The 24,906-nt window shown below is 43.2% G+C and carries 26 protein-coding genes; 3 read left to right on the plus strand and 23 right to left on the minus strand.

The genetic code is table 11. The features are described 5' to 3' along the window. Positions 1-478: 478 nt before the first annotated feature. The 14 genes from ICE90_RS09415 to urtA are packed head-to-tail and all read right to left on the minus strand — an operon-like array spanning position 479 to position 12,703. Complete coding sequence (locus ICE90_RS09415; RefSeq protein WP_216192193.1) at positions 479-1,336, minus strand: hypothetical protein; 858 nt, start codon at positions 1,334-1,336, stop codon at positions 479-481. 5 nt (positions 1,337-1,341) lie between these two features. Then, positions 1,342-1,965: an urease accessory protein UreG gene (ureG, locus tag ICE90_RS09420; RefSeq protein ID WP_216192194.1), complete on the minus strand. Its 624-nt coding sequence runs from the start codon at positions 1,963-1,965 to the stop codon at positions 1,342-1,344. 9 nt (positions 1,966-1,974) lie between these two features. Next, a complete protein-coding gene (locus ICE90_RS09425) occupies positions 1,975-2,667 on the minus strand; it encodes an urease accessory protein UreF (protein WP_215363940.1) in 693 nt (230 codons plus the stop codon). Beyond that, positions 2,657-3,253: an urease accessory protein UreE gene (ureE, locus tag ICE90_RS09430; protein WP_216192196.1), complete on the minus strand. Its 597-nt coding sequence runs from the start codon at positions 3,251-3,253 to the stop codon at positions 2,657-2,659. The genes ICE90_RS09425 and ureE overlap by 11 nt, the downstream gene beginning before the upstream one ends. A gap of 8 nt (positions 3,254-3,261) precedes the next feature. After that, on the minus strand, positions 3,262-4,965 hold the full coding sequence (gene ureC, locus ICE90_RS09435; protein WP_216192197.1) for an urease subunit alpha: 1,704 nt from the start codon (positions 4,963-4,965) through the stop codon (positions 3,262-3,264). Then, on the minus strand, positions 4,965-5,303 hold the full coding sequence (locus ICE90_RS09440; RefSeq protein ID WP_076024341.1) for an urease subunit beta: 339 nt from the start codon (positions 5,301-5,303) through the stop codon (positions 4,965-4,967). The genes ureC and ICE90_RS09440 overlap by 1 nt, the downstream gene beginning before the upstream one ends. Further along, the gene (locus ICE90_RS09445; protein ID WP_216192199.1) at positions 5,300-5,932 is read right to left on the minus strand and encodes a HupE/UreJ family protein; all 633 of its coding nucleotides are present in this window, start codon (positions 5,930-5,932) and stop codon (positions 5,300-5,302) included. Before ICE90_RS09445 ends, ICE90_RS09440 begins: the two co-directional genes overlap by 4 nt. Before the next feature lie 11 nt (positions 5,933-5,943). Next, complete coding sequence (locus ICE90_RS09450) at positions 5,944-6,246, minus strand: urease subunit gamma (RefSeq protein WP_071539400.1); 303 nt, start codon at positions 6,244-6,246, stop codon at positions 5,944-5,946. Between the two features lie 18 nt (positions 6,247-6,264). Next, positions 6,265-7,140, minus strand: coding sequence for an urease accessory protein UreD (locus ICE90_RS09455; RefSeq protein WP_216863872.1), 876 nt, complete (start codon positions 7,138-7,140; stop codon positions 6,265-6,267). 35 nt (positions 7,141-7,175) lie between these two features. After that, entirely contained in the window at positions 7,176-7,868 is a 693-nt protein-coding gene (gene urtE / locus ICE90_RS09460; protein ID WP_216192201.1) for an urea ABC transporter ATP-binding subunit UrtE, read from the minus strand. A 2-nt stretch (positions 7,869-7,870) separates the two neighbouring features. Beyond that, the gene (gene urtD / locus ICE90_RS09465) at positions 7,871-8,668 is read right to left on the minus strand and encodes an urea ABC transporter ATP-binding protein UrtD (protein WP_216192203.1); all 798 of its coding nucleotides are present in this window, start codon (positions 8,666-8,668) and stop codon (positions 7,871-7,873) included. Then, entirely contained in the window at positions 8,665-9,807 is a 1,143-nt protein-coding gene (urtC, locus tag ICE90_RS09470) for an urea ABC transporter permease subunit UrtC (protein ID WP_216192205.1), read from the minus strand. Before urtC ends, urtD begins: the two co-directional genes overlap by 4 nt. 1 nt (position 9,808) lies before the next feature. Next, positions 9,809-11,392, minus strand: coding sequence for an urea ABC transporter permease subunit UrtB (urtB, locus tag ICE90_RS09475; protein ID WP_216192207.1), 1,584 nt, complete (start codon positions 11,390-11,392; stop codon positions 9,809-9,811). A gap of 51 nt (positions 11,393-11,443) precedes the next feature. Further along, positions 11,444-12,703: an urea ABC transporter substrate-binding protein gene (urtA, locus tag ICE90_RS09480; protein WP_076024347.1), complete on the minus strand. Its 1,260-nt coding sequence runs from the start codon at positions 12,701-12,703 to the stop codon at positions 11,444-11,446. Between the two features lie 506 nt (positions 12,704-13,209). Here urtA and ICE90_RS09485 point away from each other — a divergent pair. From ICE90_RS09485 to ICE90_RS09495, 3 genes are read left to right on the plus strand one after another with little or no spacing between them, the layout of a single operon-like run. Further along, a complete protein-coding gene (locus tag ICE90_RS09485; RefSeq protein WP_215320469.1) occupies positions 13,210-13,500 on the plus strand; it encodes a hypothetical protein in 291 nt (96 codons plus the stop codon). Next, on the plus strand, positions 13,478-13,807 hold the full coding sequence (locus tag ICE90_RS09490) for a hypothetical protein (RefSeq protein WP_215361591.1): 330 nt from the start codon (positions 13,478-13,480) through the stop codon (positions 13,805-13,807). The genes ICE90_RS09485 and ICE90_RS09490 overlap by 23 nt, the downstream gene beginning before the upstream one ends. Beyond that, entirely contained in the window at positions 13,794-14,024 is a 231-nt protein-coding gene (locus ICE90_RS09495) for a hypothetical protein (RefSeq protein WP_216192209.1), read from the plus strand. The genes ICE90_RS09490 and ICE90_RS09495 overlap by 14 nt, the downstream gene beginning before the upstream one ends. A gap of 108 nt (positions 14,025-14,132) precedes the next feature. On the opposite strand, the gene ICE90_RS09500 is transcribed toward ICE90_RS09495, so the two are convergent. From ICE90_RS09500 to fumC, 9 genes are all read right to left on the minus strand, one after another. Beyond that, on the minus strand, positions 14,133-16,646 hold the full coding sequence (locus tag ICE90_RS09500; protein ID WP_216192211.1) for a bifunctional diguanylate cyclase/phosphodiesterase: 2,514 nt from the start codon (positions 16,644-16,646) through the stop codon (positions 14,133-14,135). A gap of 357 nt (positions 16,647-17,003) precedes the next feature. Continuing rightward, the gene (locus tag ICE90_RS09505) at positions 17,004-17,618 is read right to left on the minus strand and encodes an HD-GYP domain-containing protein (protein ID WP_216192213.1); all 615 of its coding nucleotides are present in this window, start codon (positions 17,616-17,618) and stop codon (positions 17,004-17,006) included. Positions 17,619-17,669: 51 nt separating this feature from the next. Beyond that, the gene (locus tag ICE90_RS09510; protein ID WP_216192215.1) at positions 17,670-19,142 is read right to left on the minus strand and encodes a diguanylate cyclase; all 1,473 of its coding nucleotides are present in this window, start codon (positions 19,140-19,142) and stop codon (positions 17,670-17,672) included. Between the two features lie 52 nt (positions 19,143-19,194). Continuing rightward, on the minus strand, positions 19,195-19,635 hold the full coding sequence (locus ICE90_RS09515) for a universal stress protein (RefSeq protein WP_216192216.1): 441 nt from the start codon (positions 19,633-19,635) through the stop codon (positions 19,195-19,197). Between the two features lie 40 nt (positions 19,636-19,675). Next, positions 19,676-20,857 (minus strand): MFS transporter, encoded by a 1,182-nt coding sequence (locus ICE90_RS09520; protein ID WP_255533352.1) that lies wholly within the window; start codon positions 20,855-20,857, stop codon positions 19,676-19,678. A 5-nt stretch (positions 20,858-20,862) separates the two neighbouring features. Then, on the minus strand, positions 20,863-22,350 hold the full coding sequence (locus ICE90_RS09525; protein ID WP_216192218.1) for an RNB domain-containing ribonuclease: 1,488 nt from the start codon (positions 22,348-22,350) through the stop codon (positions 20,863-20,865). 2 nt (positions 22,351-22,352) lie between these two features. Then, positions 22,353-22,919 carry an NADPH-dependent FMN reductase gene (locus ICE90_RS09530; RefSeq protein WP_216192219.1) on the minus strand — a complete coding sequence of 189 codons (567 nt, stop codon included), beginning with the start codon at positions 22,917-22,919 and terminating at the stop codon, positions 22,353-22,355. 16 nt (positions 22,920-22,935) lie between these two features. Next, entirely contained in the window at positions 22,936-23,415 is a 480-nt protein-coding gene (locus ICE90_RS09535; RefSeq protein ID WP_216192220.1) for a bacterioferritin, read from the minus strand. Between the two features lie 49 nt (positions 23,416-23,464). After that, positions 23,465-24,856 carry a class II fumarate hydratase gene (gene fumC, locus ICE90_RS09540; protein WP_216192221.1) on the minus strand — a complete coding sequence of 464 codons (1,392 nt, stop codon included), beginning with the start codon at positions 24,854-24,856 and terminating at the stop codon, positions 23,465-23,467. Between the last annotated feature and the right edge of the window lie 50 nt (positions 24,857-24,906).

Raw genomic sequence — 24,906 nt, forward strand, 5'->3', positions numbered from 1 at the left:
CGAGATAAACGCATTTATTCACCACTAAAAAGGTGATTTCTTAGTTTATTCAGTTGCTTAGATCAATGTCTTGTACGGACTTTTAATCCGTTGGTCGCGAGTTCGAATCTCGCCCGACCCACCAGTATCAAGAAACCCTCACTAGCAATAGTGGGGGTTTTGTCTTTCTAGGTTGGTGAAATGTGACAACTGTTAGGAGCAATGCGGAACTTAATAGACGTTTCGAGTGGGGATGGTGGGCGCTAGATGACAGATTGGACTATGGGCGTCTCGAAACGCGACACTTGTGTTGTCGGGTTAACCGACATTTTATATCTGGGTGGCCATCCTCGAGTGGGTTTATTTTGATTCTTAGCGCCTCAGGATGAAATGAATTAACTACTATAAAAAAGTTTTAATCTTCGCATTTTTGATCAAGTAATCAGCTAGGACTTCGCATAACAATAAGCAGCACTTAAAGCAATAATGATTGATCGAGCTATTCTTTACCAAGGTACTTATGAATCTGGAAAAGGATTCCATTTGATACACCTGATTGACTGTTTACCGGAAATACCACCTCAGCAGATAAGTTGAAATGCTCCCCTACCCAGACCACACCAGGATTTACTGATCCAGTAATTTGTCCAGCACAACGAGTAGTAAGGCATGTTTGCATAGGAAATTCAACTACAGCAACCAATCTATTAAAAAAATCATTCCAGCCAGTTGAGCGGACATAACGGTTCAAATATAAAAAACTATATTGAGCAGTAAAGCCCCAATTAAATACTTTTGCTTGAGTTTGCTCGGTAGGTATTTGATAGCCCAGTATTCCTGTTAATGCAAATGGTTTAAGTAACGCCATTGAATTGGGCAAATCCCCAAATCCCTTTGCATAGTAAATTGTCGGGGCATAGGTGCTGTAAGCATCCGAACCCTTTCCGCCGGTGCGTGATGCCTGCCCCGTCATACCGATAGTTACCGCAAACTCATGCTCGGCGTTAATTTCTAATTCTTTCTTTACCGTGTAATAGAGATTATCAAATCCATTAGCCTGCGGCGTTAGATTGCCATTGGGTTGTCGATACACACCATCTATCGCAATACCAAAGCCATCAAAAGGTTCTATGCCGGCGCCTACTAGTGCCACATTTCCCGAGGTGGTATTCGAATTTCCAGCACCAATATTCGGGGTTCTACCGACTACGCCATGAGCCTCATTAGCAGCATATGGATCATCTACAACGATAGTAGGTGGAAAGTATCTATTGCCAGCAATTCCATGAGCACTAGCTGGCGATGCGATAAAAATAGTTAGAAGTAAGAGGGTCGTACATTGAAAAAATAAACTCATAAAACCTAATTCTTTAGCAGTCCCTTCTTCTCAATAAACTCAATAATTCCTTTAAGCCCATCGCCTGACTTCACACTACCCATAATAAATGGTCGATCACCACGCATCTTTTTAGCGTCTGACTCCATGATGGGTAAGGAAGCTCCAACATAAGGAGCAAGATCGGTCTTATTGATTACCAATAAATCAGAACGTGTAATTCCTGGGCCACCTTTACGAGGAATCTTTTCCCCTCCAGCTACATCAATCACATAAATCGTCAGGTCAGAAAGCTCTGGGCTGAAAGTTGCCGCCAAATTATCACCACCAGACTCAATAAAAATAATATCTACATCTGGATACTGCCGTTGCATACGATCAACAGCTTCTAAATTGATAGAGGCGTCTTCTCTAATGGCGGTATGCGGGCAACCGCCTGTCTCAACCCCCATAATTCGCTCTGGATTCAATGCACCGGCAACAGTAAGTAAGCGCTGGTCTTCTTTAGTGTATATGTCGTTGGTAATCACTACCAAGTCATACTGATCACGCATTGCTTTACAAAGCATCTCGAGCAAAGTTGTCTTGCCTGAACCTACAGGGCCACCAATACCAACTCTCAAAGGGGGATTTTTTTTAGTTCTCATCATTTCTTATTTCTATGAACGGAATAATCGGGAATACTGAGTCTCGTGTCTGGAAGAAAGGATAGCCAACATCGGTGCAAAATTGTCAACCATCGATAAACCAGATTTGGCTCTTTGTTCAGCCTGCTCAACCATTTCAGGAACAAGCAAGCGAAGCTTTGTTAGGGCATGCTGCCCTGCTACTTGACCCAGCGGTATAGCTTTTAAAGAAGCTGCTACTTGGTTTTCTATCCATGAGAATGCATAAGCTGCAAGCCCATTCTTTGACTGTATATTTAGATGAAAACAGGCATAGCTATGGGCCGTCAATAATGACAAAGGTTTGATTGCAGATAATTTAGTAAGGTATTCGCTACCCCAACCCAAAGACTGAGCAATTTGCAATAAAGACCAACCCATCTGCTCAGCTTCTGATCTGAGCTCTGAGGTTTCGCGACTGGCTAAGAAATAGTCGTTCAGACTTTGGGCGGAATCAATATCTTTTTTTGCCCATGCCTCATAACTGAGAAGCCAAAGTGGGGCTTCAGATCTGACAAAGACGCCTAAAAATACATCTTTTATCCATGCTTCTGCAGTTGGAGCATCGTTTACCAAGCCAGAATCAATGGCAGCTTCTAAGCCCTGAGAATAGCTATATCCACCGATTGGCAATGCTGGTGATGCCAACTGCATCAATGCAGTGATTTCGTTTAGATCAATGCTCATGTGAATGATCATGATCGCCGTGATGATGGTGAGAGCATCCAGGCCCATGAACATGTGGCTTCTCATGTTCGGCGTACACTTTTTGAGCTAAGGCATAGTCACTATCAAATGTCTCAGCATGACTATGGCGATGTCCACCTCCATACGCACCTGTTTCAGGCTCAAACGGGGCAAATTCATGCTTAGACTCCAACCCCAATTGATGAATCATGCCCTCTAACACTGAGTCAGGCTCAATCCTCAAGAATCCCAAGCCCACCTGAACGGGAATATGTCGATTACCTAAGTGGTAAGCCGCCCTCATCAGCTGATGTGCGTCGGTAGAGGCAATTGTTATTACCTCTTGATCCGCCGCGGAGATTCGAATCATGGATCCATCATCTGCAATCAAAATATCATCGCTTACTAATACATTTCCTCTTGGCAAGAAAAAGTGCGCCTCGCGACCATCAGAAAGTTTTTCTGAAAAGCGGCTTTTGTTACGCACCTCAAATGGCAACTTTAGTTCGAGCGCTCTAGCCAAGACTGCTTTGGCTAAGCCTTGTCCTTTGGGGATAATCTTCTCAATTCGGATAGGTTCTAACATTGCTTTCCCTAGAACAAGAAATATCGTTGAGCCATTGGTAATACTTTTGCTGGCTCACAAGTTAATAGTTCGCCATTTGCTATCACTTGGTAGGTTTCTGGATCTACGGAGATATTTGGCTGCCAATCGTTATGGACCATATCTGCCTTGGTGATAGATCGACAATTCTTTACCACCTCAACTTGCTTCTCTAATCCATAAGCATCGCGAATATTGGCATTCATAGCCGATTGAGAAATGAAAGTTAACGAGCTATGACGTATCCCTTGGCCAATGCCCGCAAACATATTTCGGTAATGAACGGGCTGCGGCGTTGGAATAGATGCGTTTGGATCGCCCATAGCCGCTGCCGCAATAGACCCACCCTTTAATATTAATGAAGGCTTTACGCCGAAAAAGGCAGGCTTCCAAAATACTAAATCCGCATACTTACCGACCTCAATAGACCCAACAACATGAGAAATGCCATGGGTAATGGCAGGATTAATGGTGTACTTAGAGATGTAACGCTTGACTCGGAAGTTATCGTGACGATTTGTATCACCCGGAAGCAAACCACGCTGTACTTTCATCTTGTCAGCAGTTTGCCAGGTACGAATAATTACCTCACCCACACGACCCATCGCTTGAGAATCTGATGAAAGCATCGAGAAGGCACCTAAGTCATGCAAGATATCCTCAGCAGCGATTGTTTCACGACGAATGCGCGATTCTGCAAAGGCAATATCTTCAGCAATAGATGCATCAAGATGATGGCACACCATCAGCATGTCCAAATGCTCATCTAATGTATTTACCGTAAATGGTCTGGTGGGGTTAGTTGAGGATGGCAATACATTTGACTCGCCACATGCACGAATAATGTCAGGGGCATGACCACCTCCTGCGCCCTCGGTGTGATAAGTATGAATAGTGCGCCCCTTAAATGCAGCTAAGGTTGTCTCTACAAATCCAGACTCATTTAAAGTGTCGGTATGAATTGCCACCTGAGTATCGGTTTCATCAGCAACACCCAAACAACAATCAATTGCTGCTGGCGTAGTCCCCCAGTCTTCATGCAACTTCAATCCAATTGCGCCTGCATCAACTTGCTCTCGTAATCCAGTTGGCAAGCTAGCATTGCCTTTACCTAATAGGCCAATATTCATAGGATATGCATCGATGGATTGCAACATTCTTTGAATATGCCAAGGACCAGGCGTGCAAGTAGTTGCAAAAGTACCAGTTGCTGGGCCCGTGCCACCACCAATCATGGTAGTCACTCCAGACATTAGGGCCTCTTCAATTTGCTGCGGACAAATAAAGTGGATATGAGTATCAATACCACCCGCTGTCACTATCATTCCTTCGCCCGCAATAATTTCGGTACCAGGACCAATGACAGAAGTAATTCCAGGTTGAATATCTGGGTTACCGGCCTTACCAATATTGGATATTCTGCCATTTTTAATAGAGATATCGGCTTTGACAATGCCCCAGTGATCAATGATTACCGCATTGGTAATAACGGTATCAGCACAATCTTTTGACTCGCGTTGACTTTGGCCCATACCATCACGAATGACTTTACCGCCGCCAAATTTGACTTCTTCGCCATAGATAGTGAGGTCCTTCTCAACCTCAATCATGAGGCCGGTATCCGCCAGTCTTAAACGATCACCTACAGTAGGACCAAACATTTCAGCATAGGCTTGACGACCAATCTTAGCCATTAGAGACTCCCCATAACGCGGCCAGCAAAGCCATAAATCTTCTTCTCACCAGCCACCTCCACAAGCTCAATAGTGCGCTTTTGGCCTGGCTCAAAACGCACAGCAGTACCTGCAACAATATTTAATCGCATACCCTTTGTTTTATCGCGATCAAATAACAGGGCATCATTTACTTCAAAGAAGTGAAAATGGGAACCGATTTGAATAGGACGATCGCCGCTATTAGAGACTTCAATTGAAAGTGTTTTTCGGCCAACATTCAATTCAATATCCCCAGGCTCTACAAACATCTGCCCCGGAATAAAGCGTTGGCTATTTGCACTTGATGGTGTACTCATGTCGAAGCTCCACCAAGCAGCGCAAAGGAAAGTTGACTGATTAATACCCAGCCATATATCACACTAGCAAACCCAGTCACTCTTGCAAAGATCGCTGTCTTGTCCCTAAGGAGCCTGACCAATAGAGCGCCTGATAAATGCAAGATCCCTGTCGCCAAAATCAAGCCGGCCATATCTTGTGCTACCAAGGAGGCTCCAAGGGATCCATTTGAAAATAATGCAGCGTGGGCAAACCCATGAAATACTCCAAAACAGCCAACTAATGAAAGGATTGCATTATTGGAGTATTCGCGTTGTACAAGCAACAATAATCCCATTGCAATTACAGAAGTAGCGATCCCAAATTCAAAGATATTAAGGGGTAAATTACTTAGACCAGCAAATACCCCAAGACACATGCCTAATATAAAAACACAAGGCCCAAACCAGATTTTTTTCAGCATGAAAGCACTCCAAAATCCTACGAGCACAATGACTAAAAAATGATCAAAGCCACTAAATGGATGCATCAGACCCGATAGAAAACTAACCGAAGTTTCATGTCCTGGGTGGGCATAAACCAAACTTGAAGATAAAACTCCGATCAATCCAGCAAATGCTAACAATATTTTTTTTATATGAAGACTCATTTGTATTGCTCCTAAACAATCGGGTTATGAACTGTGACTAATTTTGTTCCATCAGGGAATGTTGCCTCAATCTGAATATCTGGAATCATTTCCGGTACCCCTTCCATGACATCCTCACGTCCTAGTATGGTTTGACCTTCGTGCATCAGTTGTGCGACCGTTTTGCCATCACGCGCACCCTCCATAATCGCAGCGCTAATTAAAGCGACTGATTCCGGATAGTTCAACTTGAGACCTCGAGCCTTTCTTCGCTCCGCTAAGAGTGCCGCTGTGAATATTAGTAATTTATCTTTTTCGCGTGGAGTTAATTCCATATCTCACCTTTAACAATCTTAAGAAGCCCAAAGCCGTAATGGCTGAGCTGGTACACCATGAACTATTGGTCTTAATTTGGACCAAACATCAATCATAAAATTTCTAGCAATCTCCATATCATTTGAGACTGCTCTTACCAACAGGACGCCTTGTGGCATCAACGTCACTCCAGCCCGTAATGAATCAGTCCAAGGCATCATCTCAGCAAAGATTTCAACTAAATTAGCCGAGCAACTTGGTCCTATGGCCCATAAGGTTAGGGATACAGGCCAAGACCCTAGTTGAGGCAAAGATCTGAAGTATTGATCTTCGGCATCTACATGCCCGTTCTCGATCCAAATTAACTTTCCATCACGCCTTATTTCATTGAGCATATGAATGTGGCCACTAGACCATTCCTCGCCAGAGGCATGGCGTCCTAACATCAGAGCGTCCCAACCAATAAATGAAGCATTCGATGAAAGGCTTAGCTTGGTAATAACGTTAGAGTTTGCGCCTCTGAAAAAAAGATTCTCTTGAGGCAGCCAGTCTAATTTGGCATTCTCATCCAGCTCAAATTGAATATTTTGAGTAGCAGGATTTTTAAATGATTTGTACCATTTAGTGGCACTTGGAGTAGATAGAACCACATGACTACCCTTGCCAACAGCAACCTGGATATCTAAGGTATCTCCGCCTGCGATACCTGCTGGCGGGTGAATGATGACCGTGTGGCAAATATCATCACCTTCGGGATATAAAGCTTTTTGAACTCGCAGTGGCCCCTCATGCAAACTTTTCTTAAGGACAGTACCAATGGAGGTGAGCTCATAAGATAGGCTCAGTTTGGCCAGCCAACTAGGACTTAGAGACCTAAATAGCTTTTTTACTGCGTTGTCTGGAGCCAAAAACATATGGGTAAGCCATCTAAGTGGAATGAGTATCCACTTTAAACCGAAATCATCTCCTGAACACCATTGAGATCCATATCAGCACCTTTGCCTTGCGCGACGACTTCACCGCGGCGCATCACAATATAGTTATCTGATAGCTCTTTTGCAAAATCGTAATACTGCTCTACCAATAAAACAGTGATGCCCATCTCATCGACTAATTTACGAAGACAGCGCCCAATATCCTGAATAATCGATGGCTGAATACCCTCGGTAGGCTCATCCAAAATAATCAACTCTGGCTGAGACATTAATGCACGCCCAATCGCCAACTGTTGCTGTTGGCCGCCTGATAAATCGCCACCCCGACGCGCCTTCATGTCCGACAAAATTGGAAATAGCTCGTAGATATATCCAGGGATATTTTTTGGGCTTGAGAATTTTGCCGCCCCAATAAGCAGGTTTTCTTCGACTGTGAGTCTTGGAAAAATTTCTCGGCCTTGTGGAACATAAGCAAATCCACCCTCTACCCGAGACCATGGGGGTAGATTAGCCAATTCTTTTCCATCCCAAGCAATCGAGCCAGTCTTTACTTTTACTACACCCATGAGAGATTTGAGCAAAGTAGTTTTACCAACACCATTTCGCCCAAGCAAACTAGTTAGTTGACCCTTGGGGACTTCAAAGTTCACATTACGCAAAATATGGCTTCCGCCATAATATTGATTTAGATCTTTGACGATTAGCATGATTAACGCCCTAAATACGATTCAATTACGCGTTCATCACGCTTCACTTCATCCAAAGTGCCTTCAGCTAGAACTGAACCTTCAGCCAATACAGTAACCTTACCTTTTGGGCCAGCTAAAGCAGCAACAAATTCCATATCATGCTCAACTACCATCATCGAGCACTGACCACGTAATGAATTTAAAAGCTCAGCCAAGCGCATCGTTTCCTCATCTGTCATCCCTGCAACGGGCTCATCAAGCAATAACAGCTTGGGCTGCTGCATTAAAAGCATACCAATCTCTAAGCGCTGCTTTTGACCATGCGATAGAAGGCCGGCTTGACGATAAGCCTCTGATTCAAGCTGAGTCAGGGCCAGCACAGCCTCCATTAGTTGGCGTCCTTTAATATCCACTTTAGCAATCAAGGAGTGATGCCATGATTTATCTCCAGCCATCGCCAATTCAAGATTCTCCCAAACCGGATGTTGCTCAAATACCGTGGGCTTTTGGAATTTTCGACCCACCCCAATCTGAGCAATTTGTGGCTCGTTCATAGTCATCAGATCAATGGTCGAACCTAAATAGACAGAGCCATCAATATCGGCAATGTTAGAGCGAGTTTTACCAGTAATGACATCCATTAAGGTTGTCTTACCAGCGCCATTGGGCCCAATCACACAGCGCAGTTCGCCGACATCAATCGTTAATGACAATTTATTAATGGCCTGAAAGCCATCAAAATTTACCGATAGATCATCCACATAGAGGATTCCAGTATGAGAAGTATCGATTCCCTTCTCAAGAAAGTGAGCTGTCATTTTGACCCACCCTTCTTAACAACGAATTTGTGATAGATACCCAGCAATCCATTCGGTAGAAACAAGGTCACCAATACAAACATCATTCCTAAGAAAAACAGCCAATATTCTGCAAAGTTAGTGGTAAAAAAACTCTTAGCCCCGCTCACCGCAAATGCGCCAATAATTGGACCTAGCAAGGTGCCGCGGCCACCTACTGCTACCCAGATCGCCATCTCAATCGAGTTTGTTGGAGACATCTCTCCAGGATTAATGATGCCCACCTGCGGAACGAATAAAGCTCCAGCAATGGCGCATAGGATGGCAGATAGAACCCAAATAAAGAGTTTGTAACCTAAGGGGTTGTACCCACAAAACATCAAACGAGATTCTGCATCCCGTACCGCTGTAATCACCCTTCCCATTTTTGAGGTCACCAGGGCTCGGCAAAGAATAAAACTGCCCAACAGGACTAAGAAGGTAACAATGAAAAGTGTGACGCGAGTACTTGGCGCGCTTATGGAGTAACCCAATATCCGCTTAAAGTCCGTGAAACCATTGTTGCCACCAAAGCCCGTTTCATTCCTAAAGAAAAGAAGCATAGCGGCATATGTTAAGGCTTGGGTAATGATGGAGAAGTAAACCCCTTTAATTCTGGAGCGAAAAGCAAAGTATCCAAACACCCAAGAAATCGCTCCAGGAACCAGAATCAACATCAAAAGCATCCACCAGAAATGATCGCTCCCTTTCCAAAACCAAGGTAACTCTTTCCAGTCTAAGAAAACCATGAAGTCAGGTAATTCGCTTTTGTATACACCTTCAGTTCCTATCTGGCGCATGAGATACATGCCCATGATGTAACCGCCAATAGCAAAGAACAATCCATGCCCCAAACTCAATATTCCGCAATAACCCCAAACCAAATCAAGCGCTAAGGCCGCAATTGCAAAGCACATAATCTTGCCAATTAAACTAAGCGCATAAGCAGACATGAAGAACATACTAGTCTCGGGAACCAGCAAAGAAAATATTGGCACACCAATTAATACGCACAGTGTCAATGCTGCTAAGGCAATATAGGCACGCTTGCTGAGTATGGATTCACGCTCAGGAATTGCCAAACTAAAGCTAGATGAAGGAGCAAGCTTTCTAATATCCATATTAATCAACGCTCCTGCCTTTCAGTGCGAAGAGGCCTTGAGGACGTCTTTGGATAAAAATAATAATGAACACTAAGATAGCAATCTTGGCCAATACGGCGCCAATAAATGGCTCTAATAATTTACTGGTGATACCAAGTCCAAATGCACCATAAATAGTGCCTGCAAGCTGACCTACTCCACCGAGTACCACCACCATGAAGGAATCAACAATATAGCTTTGACCAAGATCGGGACCTACGTTACCAATCTGTGAGAGGGCTACACCACCAAGACCGGCAATGCCTGCGCCAAATGCAAAGGCATACATATCCACGCGCACTGTTTTGACACCCACGCATGCAGCCATAGTCCGGTTTTGAGTAACCGCCCTGACGAAAAGCCCTAGACGAGTTTTGTTTAATACTAGCCAAGTCACGATTACTACCGCAATCGCAAAAGCAAAAATAATGATCCGGTTATAGGGCACAACCAAGTTAGGTAGTACCTGCATGGCACCAGACATCCATGTTGGATTAGCCACTTCTACGTTTTGCGCACCAAATATTGTTCTAGTCATCTGAATCATCAAAAGACTGACGCCAAAAGTTGCCAATAAAGTCTCTAGTGGACGACCATATAAAAATTTAATGACCGTTCTTTCAATCAAGATGCCCACCAATGCTGCGGCTAAAAATGCTACTGGTAAAGCAAATAACAAATACCAATCTAAATAGCCAGGCGCATATTGCCTGAAGAATCCCTGAACAACATAGGTTGCATAAGCTCCTACCATGAGGAACTCGCCATGCGCCATATTGATAACACCAATCAAGCCATAAGTAATTGCCAAGCCTAGTGCGCAGAGCAAGAGAATGCTGCCGTAACTAAAACCAGCAATCACATTACCCAAAATTTCGCCACTGAACTCAGATTTCTTAATTTTAGCTAGCGCCTTTTCAGCTGCCTCTTGTACTGGCCCACCTTCTTTGGCAAGAGGAGCCAGTAAAGCTGCAACCTGTGGATCGCCACTATCGCCTAGGAGTTCTATCGCCTTTAGTTTTGATTCTTGATTATCAGATTGCAAAGCGAGAAGCGCCCAGAGCCTCTCTATTTTTGGCTTTAGAGCGGAATCCTTTTCAGTAACTAATAAGCTTTCAACTAATGGGAAGGTATCTGGCTCAGGATCTTTAATTAAAGCGTCTACGGCCTTAGTGCGAATCTGTGGATCTGCTGAAGCTAGCTGCAAACCTAATAAAGCATTATCAACTTTACCGCGCAATTGATTGTTGAGTACAACCTCTTGCAGCTCATCGGACTTCACTGGCATGTTTTGTGCGGTTAACGGATCTATATATTGATCACCCTTTTGAATTACAACACCTTGGGGTGACAAGAAGAGGCTTTCTGCACTGAGAGCCTGAAGAACTTCCAAGGCCTCGGGACCACCCTCTTTAGATAAATTTTGGACTACCTTAACCTTGGCATCAAAATTATCGCTAAAAAGAGGTTTTAAATCTGGAGCATTAATTTTTGCAAAAGTAATCCCACTTGCCAATGAACAAACGACAAAAAGAATTAGTTTTGAAAAGACCGGGAATTTCATATGGTTTATGAAAACCCTCCCCCAATTGAGGGAGGGTATTTCTATTGAAAATTACTGTACTGAATCAGGCTTGCCTGCATTACCGTCGATATACTGGCTCCATGGTTTAGCTGGAATAGCTGTTGGAGTTTTGTAGATCACGTTGAATTGTCCGTCTGCCTTGATTTCACCAATCATGACCGGCTTAGACAAATGGTGATTAGCACCCATCACCTCAAGATAACCACTTGGAGTGTTAAGTTTTTGACCAATCATTGCCTTACGAACAGCATCAACATCGGTTGTGCCCGCTTTCTCAACAGCCGCTTTCCACATCAAGATACCGGTACGGCTAGCTTCCATTGGGTCATCTGTCAAAGGCTTGCTAGCCCCTGGCAACTTTTTCTCTACAGAGTAAGCAGCCCACTGTTTTTTCCACTCGTCATTGACTGGGTTCTTAACTGACATGAAGTAATTCCATGCAGCCAATTGACCTACCAACGGCTTGGTATCAACGCCACGCAATTCCTCTTCACCAACAGAGAATGCCACTACTGGAACATCTTTCGCTTTCAAGCCTGCATTACCCAATTCTTTATAGAAAGGAACGTTTGAGTCGCCGTTAATAGTAGAAACAACTGCTGTCTTGCCGCCTTGAGAGAACTTCTTGATATTGGCAACAATAGTTTGATAGTCTGAGTGGCCAAATGGTGTGTATGTTTCTTGAATATCATCATCTTTAACACCTTTAGATTTCAAGAATGCACGCAAGATCTTATTGGTTGTGCGTGGATATACATAGTCAGTACCCAAAAGCACCCAACGCTTAGCCCCGCCACCTTCTTTACTCATCAAGTACTCAACCGCTGGAATAGCCTGTTGATTTGGCGCTGCGCCAGTGTAGAAAACGTTACGAGACATTTCTTCGCCTTCGTACTGCACGGGGTAAAAGAGTAAGCCATTGAGCTCTTCAAAAACTGGCAGTACAGATTTACGTGATACGGAAGTCCAGCAGCCAAAAACAACCGAAACCTTATCTTTAGTTAAAAGCTGTCGAGCCTTTTCAGCAAATAATGGCCAATTGGAAGCTGGATCAACTACTACTGGCTCTAATTTACGACCCAATACGCCGCCGCTTTTATTAATCTGGTCAATCACCATCAAATCCATATCTTTAAGTGATGTTTCGGAGATTGCCATTGTTCCGGATAGTGAATGCAAAATACCAACCTTAATTGGCTCCTTGCTTTGAGCCATCGCCAAATGACTTAAACCTGTAAAACTCAAAGCCGCAGCCAAAGCTGACAACTTCAAAATTGATCTACGCTTCATGTCTCACCTCTTGAGTAAATTAATCAGTTGGGCACATACAACCACTGCCTGCATTGATTAGAGGGTGTTTCATGTTGGTGCAAATTCAAATAATCACCAAAACAGAGCGTCTGCACCAAAACAAAGCGTCATCAAATTAAGAATTGCACTAAGAATAGGAATTTATACCGTTACAAAGGGGATGCCCTATTTTCCACTTTGTTACTTGTGCTGGAACCATGGGAACTTGAACTAGGACAACTTTTTGTCGTTTAACCCGACAAACCTACTGTCTAGAAAAGTGACACCCCTATGTATCGCAATTAAATCTCTTTAAGCCCGTTGGTCGCGAGTTCGAATCTCGCCCGACCCACCAGTTATACAAAAGCCTCTGGAGAAATCTAGGGGCTTTTTCTTTTAACAATCGGTTAATTGGCATTACCCCCTTTCAATTGAAACCTTAATTAGCATCTTGTTTTAATATCATGCTATAATGCAATCATGCTGCATGAATATAGGAGAACGCCATGGGCGCAGTGATAGATCATCAAGTTATTAAATCCATTGGATCCAGTGGGCAGATCTCGCTTGGCAAAGAGCATGCGGGACGTCAGGTATTAGTGGAAACGCCTGAACCTGGCGTTTGGGTTATTCGTACCGCCACAGTTATTCCCGACAATGAGCGTTGGGTACATACGCCCGCCATTAAAAAGGACTTATCAGCAGCCTTGGTCTGGGCACAAAAAACGCCAGCCAAAGCAACTGACCTTTCTAAACTAAAAATGGCTAAAACTCATGGCGCAAAACGCAAAGCCTGAGCCTTTAGTTGAGCTTGATCTGAATAGCCCCATCTTCCAATCTACCTGGGAGAGTTTGGAGCCATCCGAACAAGAGAAAGCCTTAGCCACTTTTGAGAAAATCACGCAATTGACCTGGAACCAGGTTTACCGCGATAAGGGATTGAAGTGGGAAAAGATTCATAGCATTCCCACACCAAAAGGCATTGATGCACTCTACTCATTTCGAGTTAGCAAATCAATCCGGGGAATTGGCTTCAGAGAAGATCATTTCCTAAGGGTTTTATTAATTGAACCAGATCATGATGCTGCTTATGGAAAAAAATAATCCCATAGAAAAGCCTTTTGCGGTAACTCCATGCAAAGATATACGTAATTCATCAGATCCTGATATTGCTGGATCCTACTACGCCATGCAACGTGCTGGACAAGCTGCAATAGACTTGGCAATTCAAACCAATACTGCAATCGTAACTATCATTGATGGCAAGATAGTGCGGATCCCTGCCGCAGAACTCATTAAGCTGCGCCAACTTACGGCCTAAACACCGATGGTCGCGAGTTCGAATCTCGCTCGACCCACCAGCAAAAGAAGTGATTCACGTGAGCTGTAATGAGTGGGCATAGAAGACCTTAGGGAGTAGTTAGAATGCCTAGATTGAATTCAAAGTGGAGGCAATCTTGGCGTTGAGCCAAACTTCTGGGACCTTCCATTTTTCATGCCATTTAGCAATTTCATTTGCCTCCATTGGTCTTGAAATCGCATATCCCTGACCATGCAAACATCCCAGCTCGATTAGCCTAGTGCCAATTTCTACCGTTTCAATTCCTTCTGCAATGACATGGCGGTCAAATATTTTCGCAAGCTCAATAATGGCTCTCACAATGTCCACATTTTTTTCTGCGAGACCATCATTTAATACAAAACCTTGATCAATTTTAATAGTGTCAAATGGCAACTTCCTTAAGTAGGTCAAGGAGGAGTATCCGGTGCCAAAATCATCTATTGAGAAGGAGAAACCTAAGGCATGAAGCTCTTCCATTATGTAAATAGCTTTGGCAGTATCCAAAAGAGCATCCGTCTCAAGCAATTCAAATTCTATATTTCGTGGATTTAGATTAGGAAATTGCGCCATCTGGATCTTTATAAAATCAAAAAAGGTATCTTGCAATTGATTAATGTAAACATTAATACTTACAACTGGTACCAATCCCTCTTTAGCCCAGGCAACACTCTGAGCAAATGCCATTTTGATAACATTTTCTGTAAATTCAATTTTAAGTTTGGTATCGATTAATCCGGGAAGAAAGTCGACAGGCGTCAATACACCTTTTGATGGATGATTCCATCTGACCAAAGCCTCTACCCCAGTCATTTCACCCGATTTAAGATTAACCTTCGGTTGGTATTTCATAAAAAACTCATTACGAGCGATTCCACTGGAAATATCATCCAAGGAGGCTAGTCTTTGCTTGGTTTCGAGATCTCTCGCAGGGTCGAAAACTTTGTATCGATGCTTTCCACTTTGCTTGGCAGCAATCATTGCCTGATCAGCCTGACGAACCAGTACTTCTATATTTTGGACATCGCCACAAGCGAAAAATCTCACTCCTATACTGCCAGTAATTTGTAGGCTCTGATTTTCAATTTCGTATGGTGCCGATAGATTTCGCATCAATCGCTCCATGAGAACCTCAAATTCCACACTATTTTCCATGCCAGATAAATATCCCACAAACTCATCGCTTCCAACACGCGCAAGAGAGTCAGCCTCCCTCATTGATGCGCTTAATCTACGAGCCACCTCAATCATTAACCTATCTCCAACAGCCAAGCTGAATTTTTCATTGATATGCGAAAAGTCATCCAGGTCAATATAAATAATCGCCAGCCCTGTATTTAACTGAGCACAACTTAATATTTTTGCTTTGAGACGCTCCATAAAGAGCAGGCGGTTTGGAAGGCCTGTTAATGGGTCATAGTGAACAATTTTGAGTAGTTGATCTTCAGAAGCCTTCAATGCAGTAATGTCTGAGAAAATTCCTGCAAAGCGTGAGCCATCTGTTGTTTGAATCTTACCTATAGTTAAAAGGCTAGCTACTGTACTGCCATCTTTTCTTCTAGCCCAAACCTCTCCCTGAAAATGGTTTTTTTCAAGGACTTCATCCTCAATATGACGGATCACTTCAGGTCCTTGCTTGCTGGAATGAAACATCAGAGGATTTTTACCGATCACCTCTTCAGGTTGGTAGCCCATGATGATAGTGAACGCTGGATTTACTTCAGTAATGGTCCCATGTTCATCAGTTAAAACGACTGCCTGATGAGACTGCTGATAAATCTCATTAATAACTTTAAGACGATTAGTTAAGTTCCACTCAACCGTAATATCTCTCGCAATTTTTGTGGCCCCCATAACCACCCCACGCGAGTTAAATATAGGTGAAATTGTTACCGAAAGATGAATGATGTGACCATCTTTATGGATTCGTTCAGTTTGAAAGGTATCAACCTTCTTCCCTGAGGAAATTTTCTCCAATATCAAGGCCTCTTCTAGCTCTCGATTAGGTGGGAATAGGCGAAGCATGCTCGTGCCAATCATCTCTTGAGCGGAATATCCAAAAATATTCTCGGCACCTTTGTTCCAGCTCGAAATAATGCCGTTTAGGTCTTTGGTAATGATGGCATCTGTAGAATTTTCAACAGCGCTTTTAACTAATTTCAGCGTCTCTAAGAGCTCAAACTCTTTGCTAACATCCTGAGCAATCTTAACAATTCCAAAAATCACCCCTTGAGGATTTCGAATTGGTGAAAGAGAGGCTGAAATATGTATGATGTGCCCATCTTTATGAATTCGCCTTGCCTGAAAGTGATCAATAGATTTGCCACTCGCAATTGTTTTCAAGAAAACTTCTTCCTCATAAAGCAGATCTTCCGGAATTAAGCGAAGCATGCTCTCACCTACCATCTCTTGGGCGGAGTAACCAAATATTTTTTCAGCGCCTTTATTCCAGCTTCTGATGACGCCCTTTAAATCTTTGGTAATGATGGCATCGGATGAGTTATCAACGATATTTTTGAGGAAATCATCAGACTCATATAGATCCTCATCGGCAGACTCTTTAACTTTAGCCGAATAAACCTGCGCTATCTTTTCTTGACTCATACGCCCTCCAAATGTGTTTACATCCCACGATTCAATTCTAGCTTTCGAGGGTTGTAAAACCATATTCAGACCAATAAATAGAGATTAATTTGATATAAATCAAAATTTATTTTTCTAGATTGTAGGCAAGTGGAGATTTGAAAATAGCAGTAAGGAGCTGATTGAAGAAGCCTCAGAAGTCGAAGACTTTGTACGCCTAGCAGTAGAAGCGATCTAATTAACAGAGAAGACAGTTCAAATCACTAGTAATGAAGAGCTTATAGGGGTCGCGAAGAAATCCTCTATAGCGGCAAGCAATGTACATCGCCTTGCCCTTGAATTACGTACAGTCAAGCTAGCAAAATTGAAGGTTGACTACTAATCTGAATTGCCAGGCAATTGATAGCCTTTTTGACGGATTAAATTGACGCAGGCATCAACAGCTCCGCTATCGTACTGAATATTTCGACCTCGCTCAATTTCAGCTAAAGCAGCATCGATACCAAGAGCTGAGCGATATGGTCTTGCCGCGGCCATTGATAGAACCACGTCAGCAATTGCCAAAATTCTCGCTTGCATACTGATTTCATCAGCCTTCAGGTGATTTGGGTATCCACTTCCATCAAGACGCTCATGATGCTCTAATACCGTTCTTGATACATCCCAAGGAAAGCTGATGTTTTTAAGCAAGTCAAATCCCGCTTGCACATGATTTTGAATCAGACCATATTCCTCGGAAGATATTCTTCCAGGTTTAGTCAGAATGGATACGGGGACAACAATTTTGCCAATATCGTGCAAATAGCCTCCAAGCAATAATTCTTCCTGAAAGTCTTCATTAAAACCCATCTCAGCGGCAATATCCTTGGCAAACTCACCTACATGGTTCTCATGGCCCGCAGTGTATGGATCACGTAGTGCAATGAGTTTTCTGGCTATTCCTACAGTCTCTTGCAAAGATGGTGATAGCTTTTCATTTAATGAATCGCCCATAATTCTCTCCTCTGATAACTTTTCAGCACAAATAAATCCACCGACTCGGAATTAAAAGTATTCATACCGATTTCGACCACTCTGCTTTGCCTTATACATTGCAGAATCTGCCTTTTTAATCAAATCATCACTTAAGTTTTGTGAGCCATCTGGGTCTGTGGCGACGCCTATACTGACGGTAACATGCACTACGATTCCATCATCAACTTCAATCTCTTGAGCACTAACTGTCTCAAGTATTTCTTGAGCGTAATGCATGGCACCTTGTTCATCCGTATCCGGCAGCACAAATATGAACTCTTCTCCGCCATAACGACAAAAGAAGTCCATAGGGCGCTTCCTAATTCTCAATATTGAGCGTGCGACAACTCTTAATACCTTATCGCCACATTCGTGACCATGTAGATCATTGAAGACCTTAAACTTATCGATATCAATAAAAAGCACACTCAGTGGCTTATGAGATCTTCTGCAATCACCCTGTATTTTTGGGTACATTTCATCAAAATAGCGGCGATTAGGTAAATGCGTTAATGCATCATGAATGGCCAGATGATTTTCAGCCTCAATTTTGGCAATAGATTTAAGTAACTGATATGCAAAATAACCCACCAACAGGCAGCTAAAAAAGACTAGCAAAAGAAACTTAAGGGCTGAGCTAAAAGTTTGAGCCCAGACTTTTCTCGTCGTCGCCTCTCCAATCATGTAAGCACCAAACTTAGAATTTTCAGAGTTAGCAACAATCCGACCGAAACCAAAAGCCTCGTTGGCTGGTAGCAATATAGCCATGCCAGAGGCATCTTTCGACTTAATCTCCGCAATTGAGGCTTCAGCGATCCCACGCTCTTGATCTCCAAGAGAAAATATTAGCTTTCCATTGGCAAGGTATAGGCCCATCGTCTCATAGCCATCACTTAAAGTCGTGACTAGATCGTCTTTAAATTTTTTCGAATTTACCTGAATCGTCAAGAGCCCAATAAATTCGCCCCTGTCATTGACGATGGAACCAGCCAAATGAAAAACTTTTCTCCCATTAGACTTTGCGGTTACCTCCGGGCTAATGACTATCGCTTCTTTTTCCTGCTCCTTTAGTGCCTGAAAGTAGTAACGATCAGCCACGTTTATTTTTCTCTTTAGAGGACCATCGGTTTGAGCTAAGACATTACCATCGGCATCTACACATAAAAGATTGCCATACACATTAAACCAACTGCTAATTTGAAATTTAGCCACTGACCTTTTAAGTGACAACTCAATCTCTTGATTGCTAAGCTTAATCTGACCTTTTGGACCTTTTAAGTCAAGCTTCGTAATGTCCAAGAGCTTTGATCCATCGGTGAGCGCATCCTCTACGAGGGTGTTAGCCATCCGCACATTATGAGAAATCTCTAATGATTCAGCCCTGAAATTATCCTGCCAAATCGTATAAATCTGATAGGCGGTTGCGCTAAGAATGCCAAAAATTGCAAAACAAAAACCTAGTTTTATTTTGAATTTAATATGTTGATACCGGGAACTAAGCATTGTTCACTTATTGCTATTGAATACTTGAAATTAAATTATTTTTTGGGCGACATTAACCTAAGATTAAAACTGGCAGCTTGCTATGCAAGATTACTTCTTGAGCTTCGCTTCTCAGAAAAATTCCACGTAACCCTGTTCGCTTATGAGATGCCATCACAATGACATCGGCTTTTGCCTTTTTGGCGGCCTCTAGAATTCCATCGGAAATATTGGGATGGTAGATATGCAATTCCTGGACATTTACATCAGAACCGATAACTGCCCTAGCCTTTGCTAACACTCGCTTGGCGAACTCCGCGCTCACCTTTTTGTATTCTTTTGCTGACAACGCTAAAGCTGATTGAACCTCGGATGATGAGTAAGGAATAACTGGGTCTGAAATATAAGCTAGGCTAATCTTTGCATCGTCCAATTTAGCTAATTTGATAGCCATATTTAACTCTTTTTTAGTAATGCTTTCTCCACTTACGGGAACTAATAGATTTTTAAACATGATGAACGCCTTTCTGCATAAGTCTGTTCTGGTATCTCTATTAAATATTGCTCCTGAATACCCAAATTTTCAATAGGGCTATCGAGCAAATGGCACAGCCACCCGAGAACCAAAATGCGTAACTCGGCCCTATTGATTCATATATTTCCCCAAACACTAAGGAGGCGGGCAACACCATTACTCCAGTGATTAAATTAAACCAGCCGAATGCAGCGCCTGTCCGCCCCATCGGTGCCAAATCAGCAACCATTGCCTTTTCAACGCCCTCTGTCGCAGCCTTAAACAACCCATAGAGAACAAAAAGGCTATATAAAGCATAAATTGGCAGACCTGGTATTCCCATTCCTAGATAAAAGATGACAAATCCAACCCAGGCAACAAGGATGAATTGCTTGCGTCCATACTGATCTGATATTGCCGATAGGGGCGCCCCAAACAAGGTGGTTATTAATGAAACTGCTGCCCACAACAGAGGAATTTGAGCTTGCGGGACACCTAACTCACGCGCCCTGAGTAGCAAAAACATATCCGATGAATTTCCGAGGGCAAAAAGTCCAGCTGCAAACAGGTAGCGCTTCAATTCTGGCGACATACCGTCAAAGCTCCATTGAAAACCTGGCTCTTGTATTTTAATTACCTGCTTAGGTTCTTTAAGCGAAATCGCTAATGCTAAGGTAATGGCTGCTGGAATGATTGCCCAAAAAAATATGTCCCTAAGAGGCACATGCAATGCCAGCAGTAATGCAGCCATTAACGGCCCAATAACCGCTCCAGCGTTATCCATTGAGCGATGAAACCCAAACACTAGCCCCCTCTTATTTCTCGGCACACTTTCAGCCAATAGGGCATCCCGGGGGGATGTGCGAAGTCCCTTGCCAACACGATCCGAGAAGCGAATTAATAGCAGCCAACCCCATGAATTTACAAATGCAATCAGGGGTCTAGCTAAGCCAGCCATCAAATACCCGATCACAATCCATGGCTTACTTCTTTTTGTTCGATCAACCACCACTCCAGAAACAAGTTTTAGCAAGCTTGATGTAGATTCTGCAATGCCCTCAATGAGACCCAGCACCTTAGGGCCGGCCATTAGCACTGAGGTTAGATATAGGGGTAGCAATGGGTAAAGCATTTCGCTGGCAGAATCATTCACAAGGCTTATCAGCCCTATAAGCCAAACTGTTCTGGGCAAGCCCCTGAGTCCCGCTATGAAGCTAAGCATATCTTCTATCCAGTTACAACAAAATCAATAAACCCTCGTTCAACATGGGTGTAAATTAACTTCACCCTTACAAGGTGACCGACAGTAAGATCCTTTGGACTATGTACCAGCTTTCCTTCTACAGGCGGATTAAAGATCCGAACCCAGGTGTCTTTTTCATTAGCACCAGAAACGATGCCATCAAAATATTGCCCTATACGCGAACTTAGTAAAAGTGCAGCCTCCGATTTTCTTACCTGACGTTCTACGCGCTTACTAATATCCTCTTGAATGGTGCAATGCAAAGCAAGGGCCTTTAATTCCTCCGTGGAATATGGGGGTTTTTGACCAAACAAAACCGATTTGATGAGGCGCAAAGTAATCAAATCAGGGTACCGTCTATTGGGGGCTGTTGAGTGCATGTAATCCGATACCGCTAAACCAAAGTGTCCTACCGCATGACCTTTGGGCCTTTCAACAATGTACTCACCGGAGCCCATTAACTTAACAATCACCAGCGAGAGATCTGGAAACCTCACTGGGTCAGAACGATGCTCTTTTGCCAAAAATACTTCTAAGGCTTGAGAGTCAGGCTCCTTGGGTAGCTTATATCCACGATCGGCTGCAACCTGGACTATACGTAACCAACGCTCCGGCGAGCGAACCACTCTTCTCATAGAAAAAATTCCCGCCTCAGCCAGAAATCTTGATGTGCATCCATTAGTAGCAATCATGAATTCTTCAATCAACTGCCTGGCACGGTTGTGCGCTTGTTGCGAAATTTCAGCAATCTCATCATTTACAAAACTTGCTCTAGGCTGAAAAATATCGAACTCAAGCGATCCTTTCTCATGCCTAAGGACTCTGAGCTTTTGGGCTAGCTCATCCTGGGCCCTTAATTGACTTTCTAAACCACTGATGCGTTTTACGCCATCAGGTATTGGACCTTTGTCCTCAAGCCAAGCAGAGACCGCATCATATGAAAGCTGAGATTGGTTTCTGACTTTCGCCATATAAATGGAAGAACTCAGCATTTCCGCGTGCTTAGAAAAATGCATTTCACAGACCATTGCGAGGCGGTCTTCATTAGGATTGAGCGAAGTTAAATCATTGGATAGCTTCGTAGGCAGCATTGGGAAAATGCGCGCAGAGGTATACACAGAGCGTGTATTAATAAAGGCATGATCATCTACAGGGCTATCGATCTTCACAAGTGCATCAACATCTGCAATTGCTACGTATAGCTTTATCCCGCCATCAGGCATCGGCTCTGTGACTGTAATTTGATCGAGGTCACGGGAATCGTCATTATCGATTGAACACCACAAGAGATCACTTAGGTCACGATACAAAGTATCTGTATCGCGCGCGGGGCCGGTGAATTCCTTAAGTTGTTCAACAACCTTCGACGAAAAATCGGGCTCCAAGCCGCGAATAATCATTACGCCAACAGCAATGCGATCTAACTCTTCTCTTTGATTTTGGGTATGTTGATTTTTCAGACTTATTTTCATTATTAGGCTAATTTGTCATGGCCGCTATGACTTCTAATCCAATTAATCATAACCTCAATCCAACGCAAGAGAAATTGCTTGCTACCTTCTCCGATATTGCCTGCCTCATCGAAAAAGCCATCCTTCATTTGCAAAAACATTTCAGGCTGACATAGAGTTGGCATATTCAGAGTGGCAAGGACACCACGCAAATGTTGTTGTGCTAATGCCGTACCTACAGGGCTTGGAGATATGCCAATGATGGCCGCAGGTTTTTTACCCCAGGAGTTACTGCCAAATGGACGTGAGCCATGATCTAGGGCGTTTTTTAAAACCCCTGGAATAGATCGGTTGTACTCTGGGGTGACAAATAACACACCATCAGTATTTTCAATCTCAGACTTCATTCGCAATACCGCATTAGCCTGATGTTCGTCATCATCCTGGTTATACAAAGGCAAATCGCCTATTTCCACAAAATGAAAGCCAACTGTAGTGGGCGCTAATCGGACAATAGCATTTGTAAGGTGACGATTAAAAGATTCTTTGCGCAAACTTCCCACAATGACGGCTATCTGTAAGGCATCCATAATTAAGCTCCTAACTTTATGATGAAAATGGGCTAATCTCTCCAGGCTTTCTTAACATCTTATTGACCTCATCAAGATGCATTTCCTCCTGAACAATCAGCTCTCTTGCATACTCTTCAAGCAATACCGACTGAACTCCACTGGTTTCTGGATGAGTACGGGTAGCAATCTTTAATAGGTCATAGTAAGCAGCCAGAGCGATCGTTTCATGCTCAAGACTTTCACGCAATATATCGCCAATATCATGCTTTTCTGTCTCGAGTAAGGGTCCAATCTTTAAAGATGGGTGACCGCCAAGCAAGGTAACCAGCTCACCTGCCCTATGGGCATGGCCCAGACTCTCGGTTGCATTTCCCTTTAACCAATCAACAATGGGAATTCGGTTGTAGCCATACACCATTAGCGAGTAGTGGGTGTATTTAACAACCCCAGCTAACTCTAGCTCCATAATTCTATTGAGCGACTCGACAGCAATTTGATTATTCATATCGTTCATACTGACCTCCTTAGATCATGTTAGTAAAACTACATACATCACTACTTCTCTATTCATTCTTGGTTAGTTTTTCAGGCACCACCCACCGATCAAAATCAGATTCCGTTACCAGCCCACTAGTTATTGCAGCTTCTCTTAAGTTCATATTTTTCTCATGAGCCAATTTTGTGATGGCTGCCGTTTTCTCGTAACCAATATGGGGGCTTAAAGCGGTAGCCGACATCAAAGAGGCATTCATTAATTCCGTTATTCGAGCGCGATTTGGCTCGATGCCTTTAACGCAATGCTGATTAAAGGAACTCATACCATCGGCAAGAATGCGAATACTTTGAAGAAAATTATGCAAAATTAATGGCCTAAATACATTGAGCTCAAAATTGCCTGATGCAGCGCCCATGCCGATAGTCACATCATTTCCCATTACCTGATAACAAATCATGGCAAGCGCTTCACATTGAGTGGGATTCACTTTTCCCGGCATGATTGAGCTTCCAGGCTCATTCTCAGGAATGCTAATTTCACCCAATCCAGACCGGGGGCCAGAAGCCATCCACCGAATGTCAGTAGAAATCTTCATTAACGCGACTGCTAGCGTTTTAAGGGCCCCATGCATATTTACAAGTACTTCACTTCCCGCTATTGCAGCAAACTTATTGTCCGCTTCGGCAAAAGCAATGCATGTTGAGAGGGAAAGATTTTCAACTACCAATTTTGCAAATTGATGAGTTGAGTTAATGCCAGTTCCTACAGCTGTTCCACCTATTGCAAGCTCAGACAAACTCGGCAATGCTAGTTGTATTGCCCATCTAGCGATGCGCAGCTGAGAAAGGTACCCAGAAAACTCTTGGCCAAGAGTAAGGGGCACTGCATCTTGAAGGTGCGTTCTGCCAACTTTAGTGATACCTGAGAAATCCTGACTCTTTTTCTCAAAAGTGTCTATCAACTCATCCAGGATGGGCAGCAAAGACTGTTTTATTTGACATACCCCAGCTACATTAATCGCTGTTGGAATGACGTCATTGGATGATTGCCCTGCATTCACATCATCGTTTGGATGAAATTGACGCTTTTGCCCGCCCTCAGTCTCCGTTAAGCGTGTTGCTAGATTCGCTATGACCTCATTCATATTCATATTTGTTTGAGTCGCTGAGCCTGTTTGCCAAATTGAGAGCGGAAACTCCTTCCAATGCAATTTCATAATTACTTCTTCTACAGCCAGCAACAAAGGCTCCCCTTTGCGCATGGAAAATAAGCCAAGATGAATATTGGCCAAAATACAGGAGCGCTTGACCTCAGCTAAAGCCCAAAGAAATTCGAGAGGCATCTTCTCAGTTGAGATATCAAAATGCATAAGCGCTCTTTGAGTTTGAGAGCCCCATAAATTTGTATTGGATACCTCTATATCACCCATGGTGTCATGCTCTATTCGAGTTTCACTCATATTTTTATCCTATACCTTTCCATGCACATAGCAAGATACTTGCTGTTTAT

This window comes from Polynucleobacter sp. AP-RePozz3-80-G7 (assembly GCF_018882145.1).
Taxonomy (GTDB): Bacteria; Pseudomonadota; Gammaproteobacteria; order Burkholderiales; family Burkholderiaceae; genus Polynucleobacter.

What these genes read in the sequence shown, in the direction of transcription:
- urtE (WP_216192201.1), bottom strand. Translation starts at nt 7,868, where the DNA reads ATGCTAATCGTCAAAGATCTAAATCAATATTATGGCGGAAGCCATATT.
- ICE90_RS09500 (WP_216192211.1), bottom strand. Translation starts at nt 16,646, where the DNA reads ATGAGTCAAGAAAAGATAGCGCAGGTTTATTCGGCTAAAGTTAAAGAG.
- ICE90_RS09490 (WP_215361591.1), top strand. Translation starts at nt 13,478, where the DNA reads ATGGCGCAAAACGCAAAGCCTGAGCCTTTAGTTGAGCTTGATCTGAAT.
- ICE90_RS09425 (WP_215363940.1), bottom strand. Translation starts at nt 2,667, where the DNA reads ATGAGCATTGATCTAAACGAAATCACTGCATTGATGCAGTTGGCATCA.
- ureC (WP_216192197.1), bottom strand. Translation starts at nt 4,965, where the DNA reads ATGGCTAAGATTGGTCGTCAAGCCTATGCTGAAATGTTTGGTCCTACT.
- ureG (WP_216192194.1), bottom strand. Translation starts at nt 1,965, where the DNA reads ATGATGAGAACTAAAAAAAATCCCCCTTTGAGAGTTGGTATTGGTGGC.
- fumC (WP_216192221.1), bottom strand. Translation starts at nt 24,856, where the DNA reads ATGAGTGAAACTCGAATAGAGCATGACACCATGGGTGATATAGAGGTA.
- ICE90_RS09505 (WP_216192213.1), bottom strand. Translation starts at nt 17,618, where the DNA reads ATGGGCGATTCATTAAATGAAAAGCTATCACCATCTTTGCAAGAGACT.
- urtD (WP_216192203.1), bottom strand. Translation starts at nt 8,668, where the DNA reads ATGACAGCTCACTTTCTTGAGAAGGGAATCGATACTTCTCATACTGGA.
- ICE90_RS09455 (WP_216863872.1), bottom strand. Translation starts at nt 7,140, where the DNA reads ATGTTTTTGGCTCCAGACAACGCAGTAAAAAAGCTATTTAGGTCTCTA.
- ICE90_RS09520 (WP_255533352.1), bottom strand. Translation starts at nt 20,857, where the DNA reads ATGCTTAGCTTCATAGCGGGACTCAGGGGCTTGCCCAGAACAGTTTGG.
- urtA (WP_076024347.1), bottom strand. Translation starts at nt 12,703, where the DNA reads ATGAAGCGTAGATCAATTTTGAAGTTGTCAGCTTTGGCTGCGGCTTTG.
- ICE90_RS09485 (WP_215320469.1), top strand. Translation starts at nt 13,210, where the DNA reads ATGGGCGCAGTGATAGATCATCAAGTTATTAAATCCATTGGATCCAGT.
- ICE90_RS09450 (WP_071539400.1), bottom strand. Translation starts at nt 6,246, where the DNA reads ATGGAATTAACTCCACGCGAAAAAGATAAATTACTAATATTCACAGCG.
- ICE90_RS09415 (WP_216192193.1), bottom strand. Translation starts at nt 1,336, where the DNA reads ATGAGTTTATTTTTTCAATGTACGACCCTCTTACTTCTAACTATTTTT.
- ICE90_RS09530 (WP_216192219.1), bottom strand. Translation starts at nt 22,919, where the DNA reads ATGGATGCCTTACAGATAGCCGTCATTGTGGGAAGTTTGCGCAAAGAA.
- ICE90_RS09535 (WP_216192220.1), bottom strand. Translation starts at nt 23,415, where the DNA reads ATGAACGATATGAATAATCAAATTGCTGTCGAGTCGCTCAATAGAATT.
- ICE90_RS09510 (WP_216192215.1), bottom strand. Translation starts at nt 19,142, where the DNA reads ATGCTTAGTTCCCGGTATCAACATATTAAATTCAAAATAAAACTAGGT.
- ICE90_RS09525 (WP_216192218.1), bottom strand. Translation starts at nt 22,350, where the DNA reads ATGAAAATAAGTCTGAAAAATCAACATACCCAAAATCAAAGAGAAGAG.
- ICE90_RS09515 (WP_216192216.1), bottom strand. Translation starts at nt 19,635, where the DNA reads ATGTTTAAAAATCTATTAGTTCCCGTAAGTGGAGAAAGCATTACTAAA.
- ICE90_RS09445 (WP_216192199.1), bottom strand. Translation starts at nt 5,932, where the DNA reads ATGAGTCTTCATATAAAAAAAATATTGTTAGCATTTGCTGGATTGATC.
- ICE90_RS09440 (WP_076024341.1), bottom strand. Translation starts at nt 5,303, where the DNA reads ATGAGTACACCATCAAGTGCAAATAGCCAACGCTTTATTCCGGGGCAG.
- ICE90_RS09495 (WP_216192209.1), top strand. Translation starts at nt 13,794, where the DNA reads ATGGAAAAAAATAATCCCATAGAAAAGCCTTTTGCGGTAACTCCATGC.
- urtB (WP_216192207.1), bottom strand. Translation starts at nt 11,392, where the DNA reads ATGAAATTCCCGGTCTTTTCAAAACTAATTCTTTTTGTCGTTTGTTCA.
- ureE (WP_216192196.1), bottom strand. Translation starts at nt 3,253, where the DNA reads ATGTTAGAACCTATCCGAATTGAGAAGATTATCCCCAAAGGACAAGGC.
- urtC (WP_216192205.1), bottom strand. Translation starts at nt 9,807, where the DNA reads ATGGATATTAGAAAGCTTGCTCCTTCATCTAGCTTTAGTTTGGCAATT.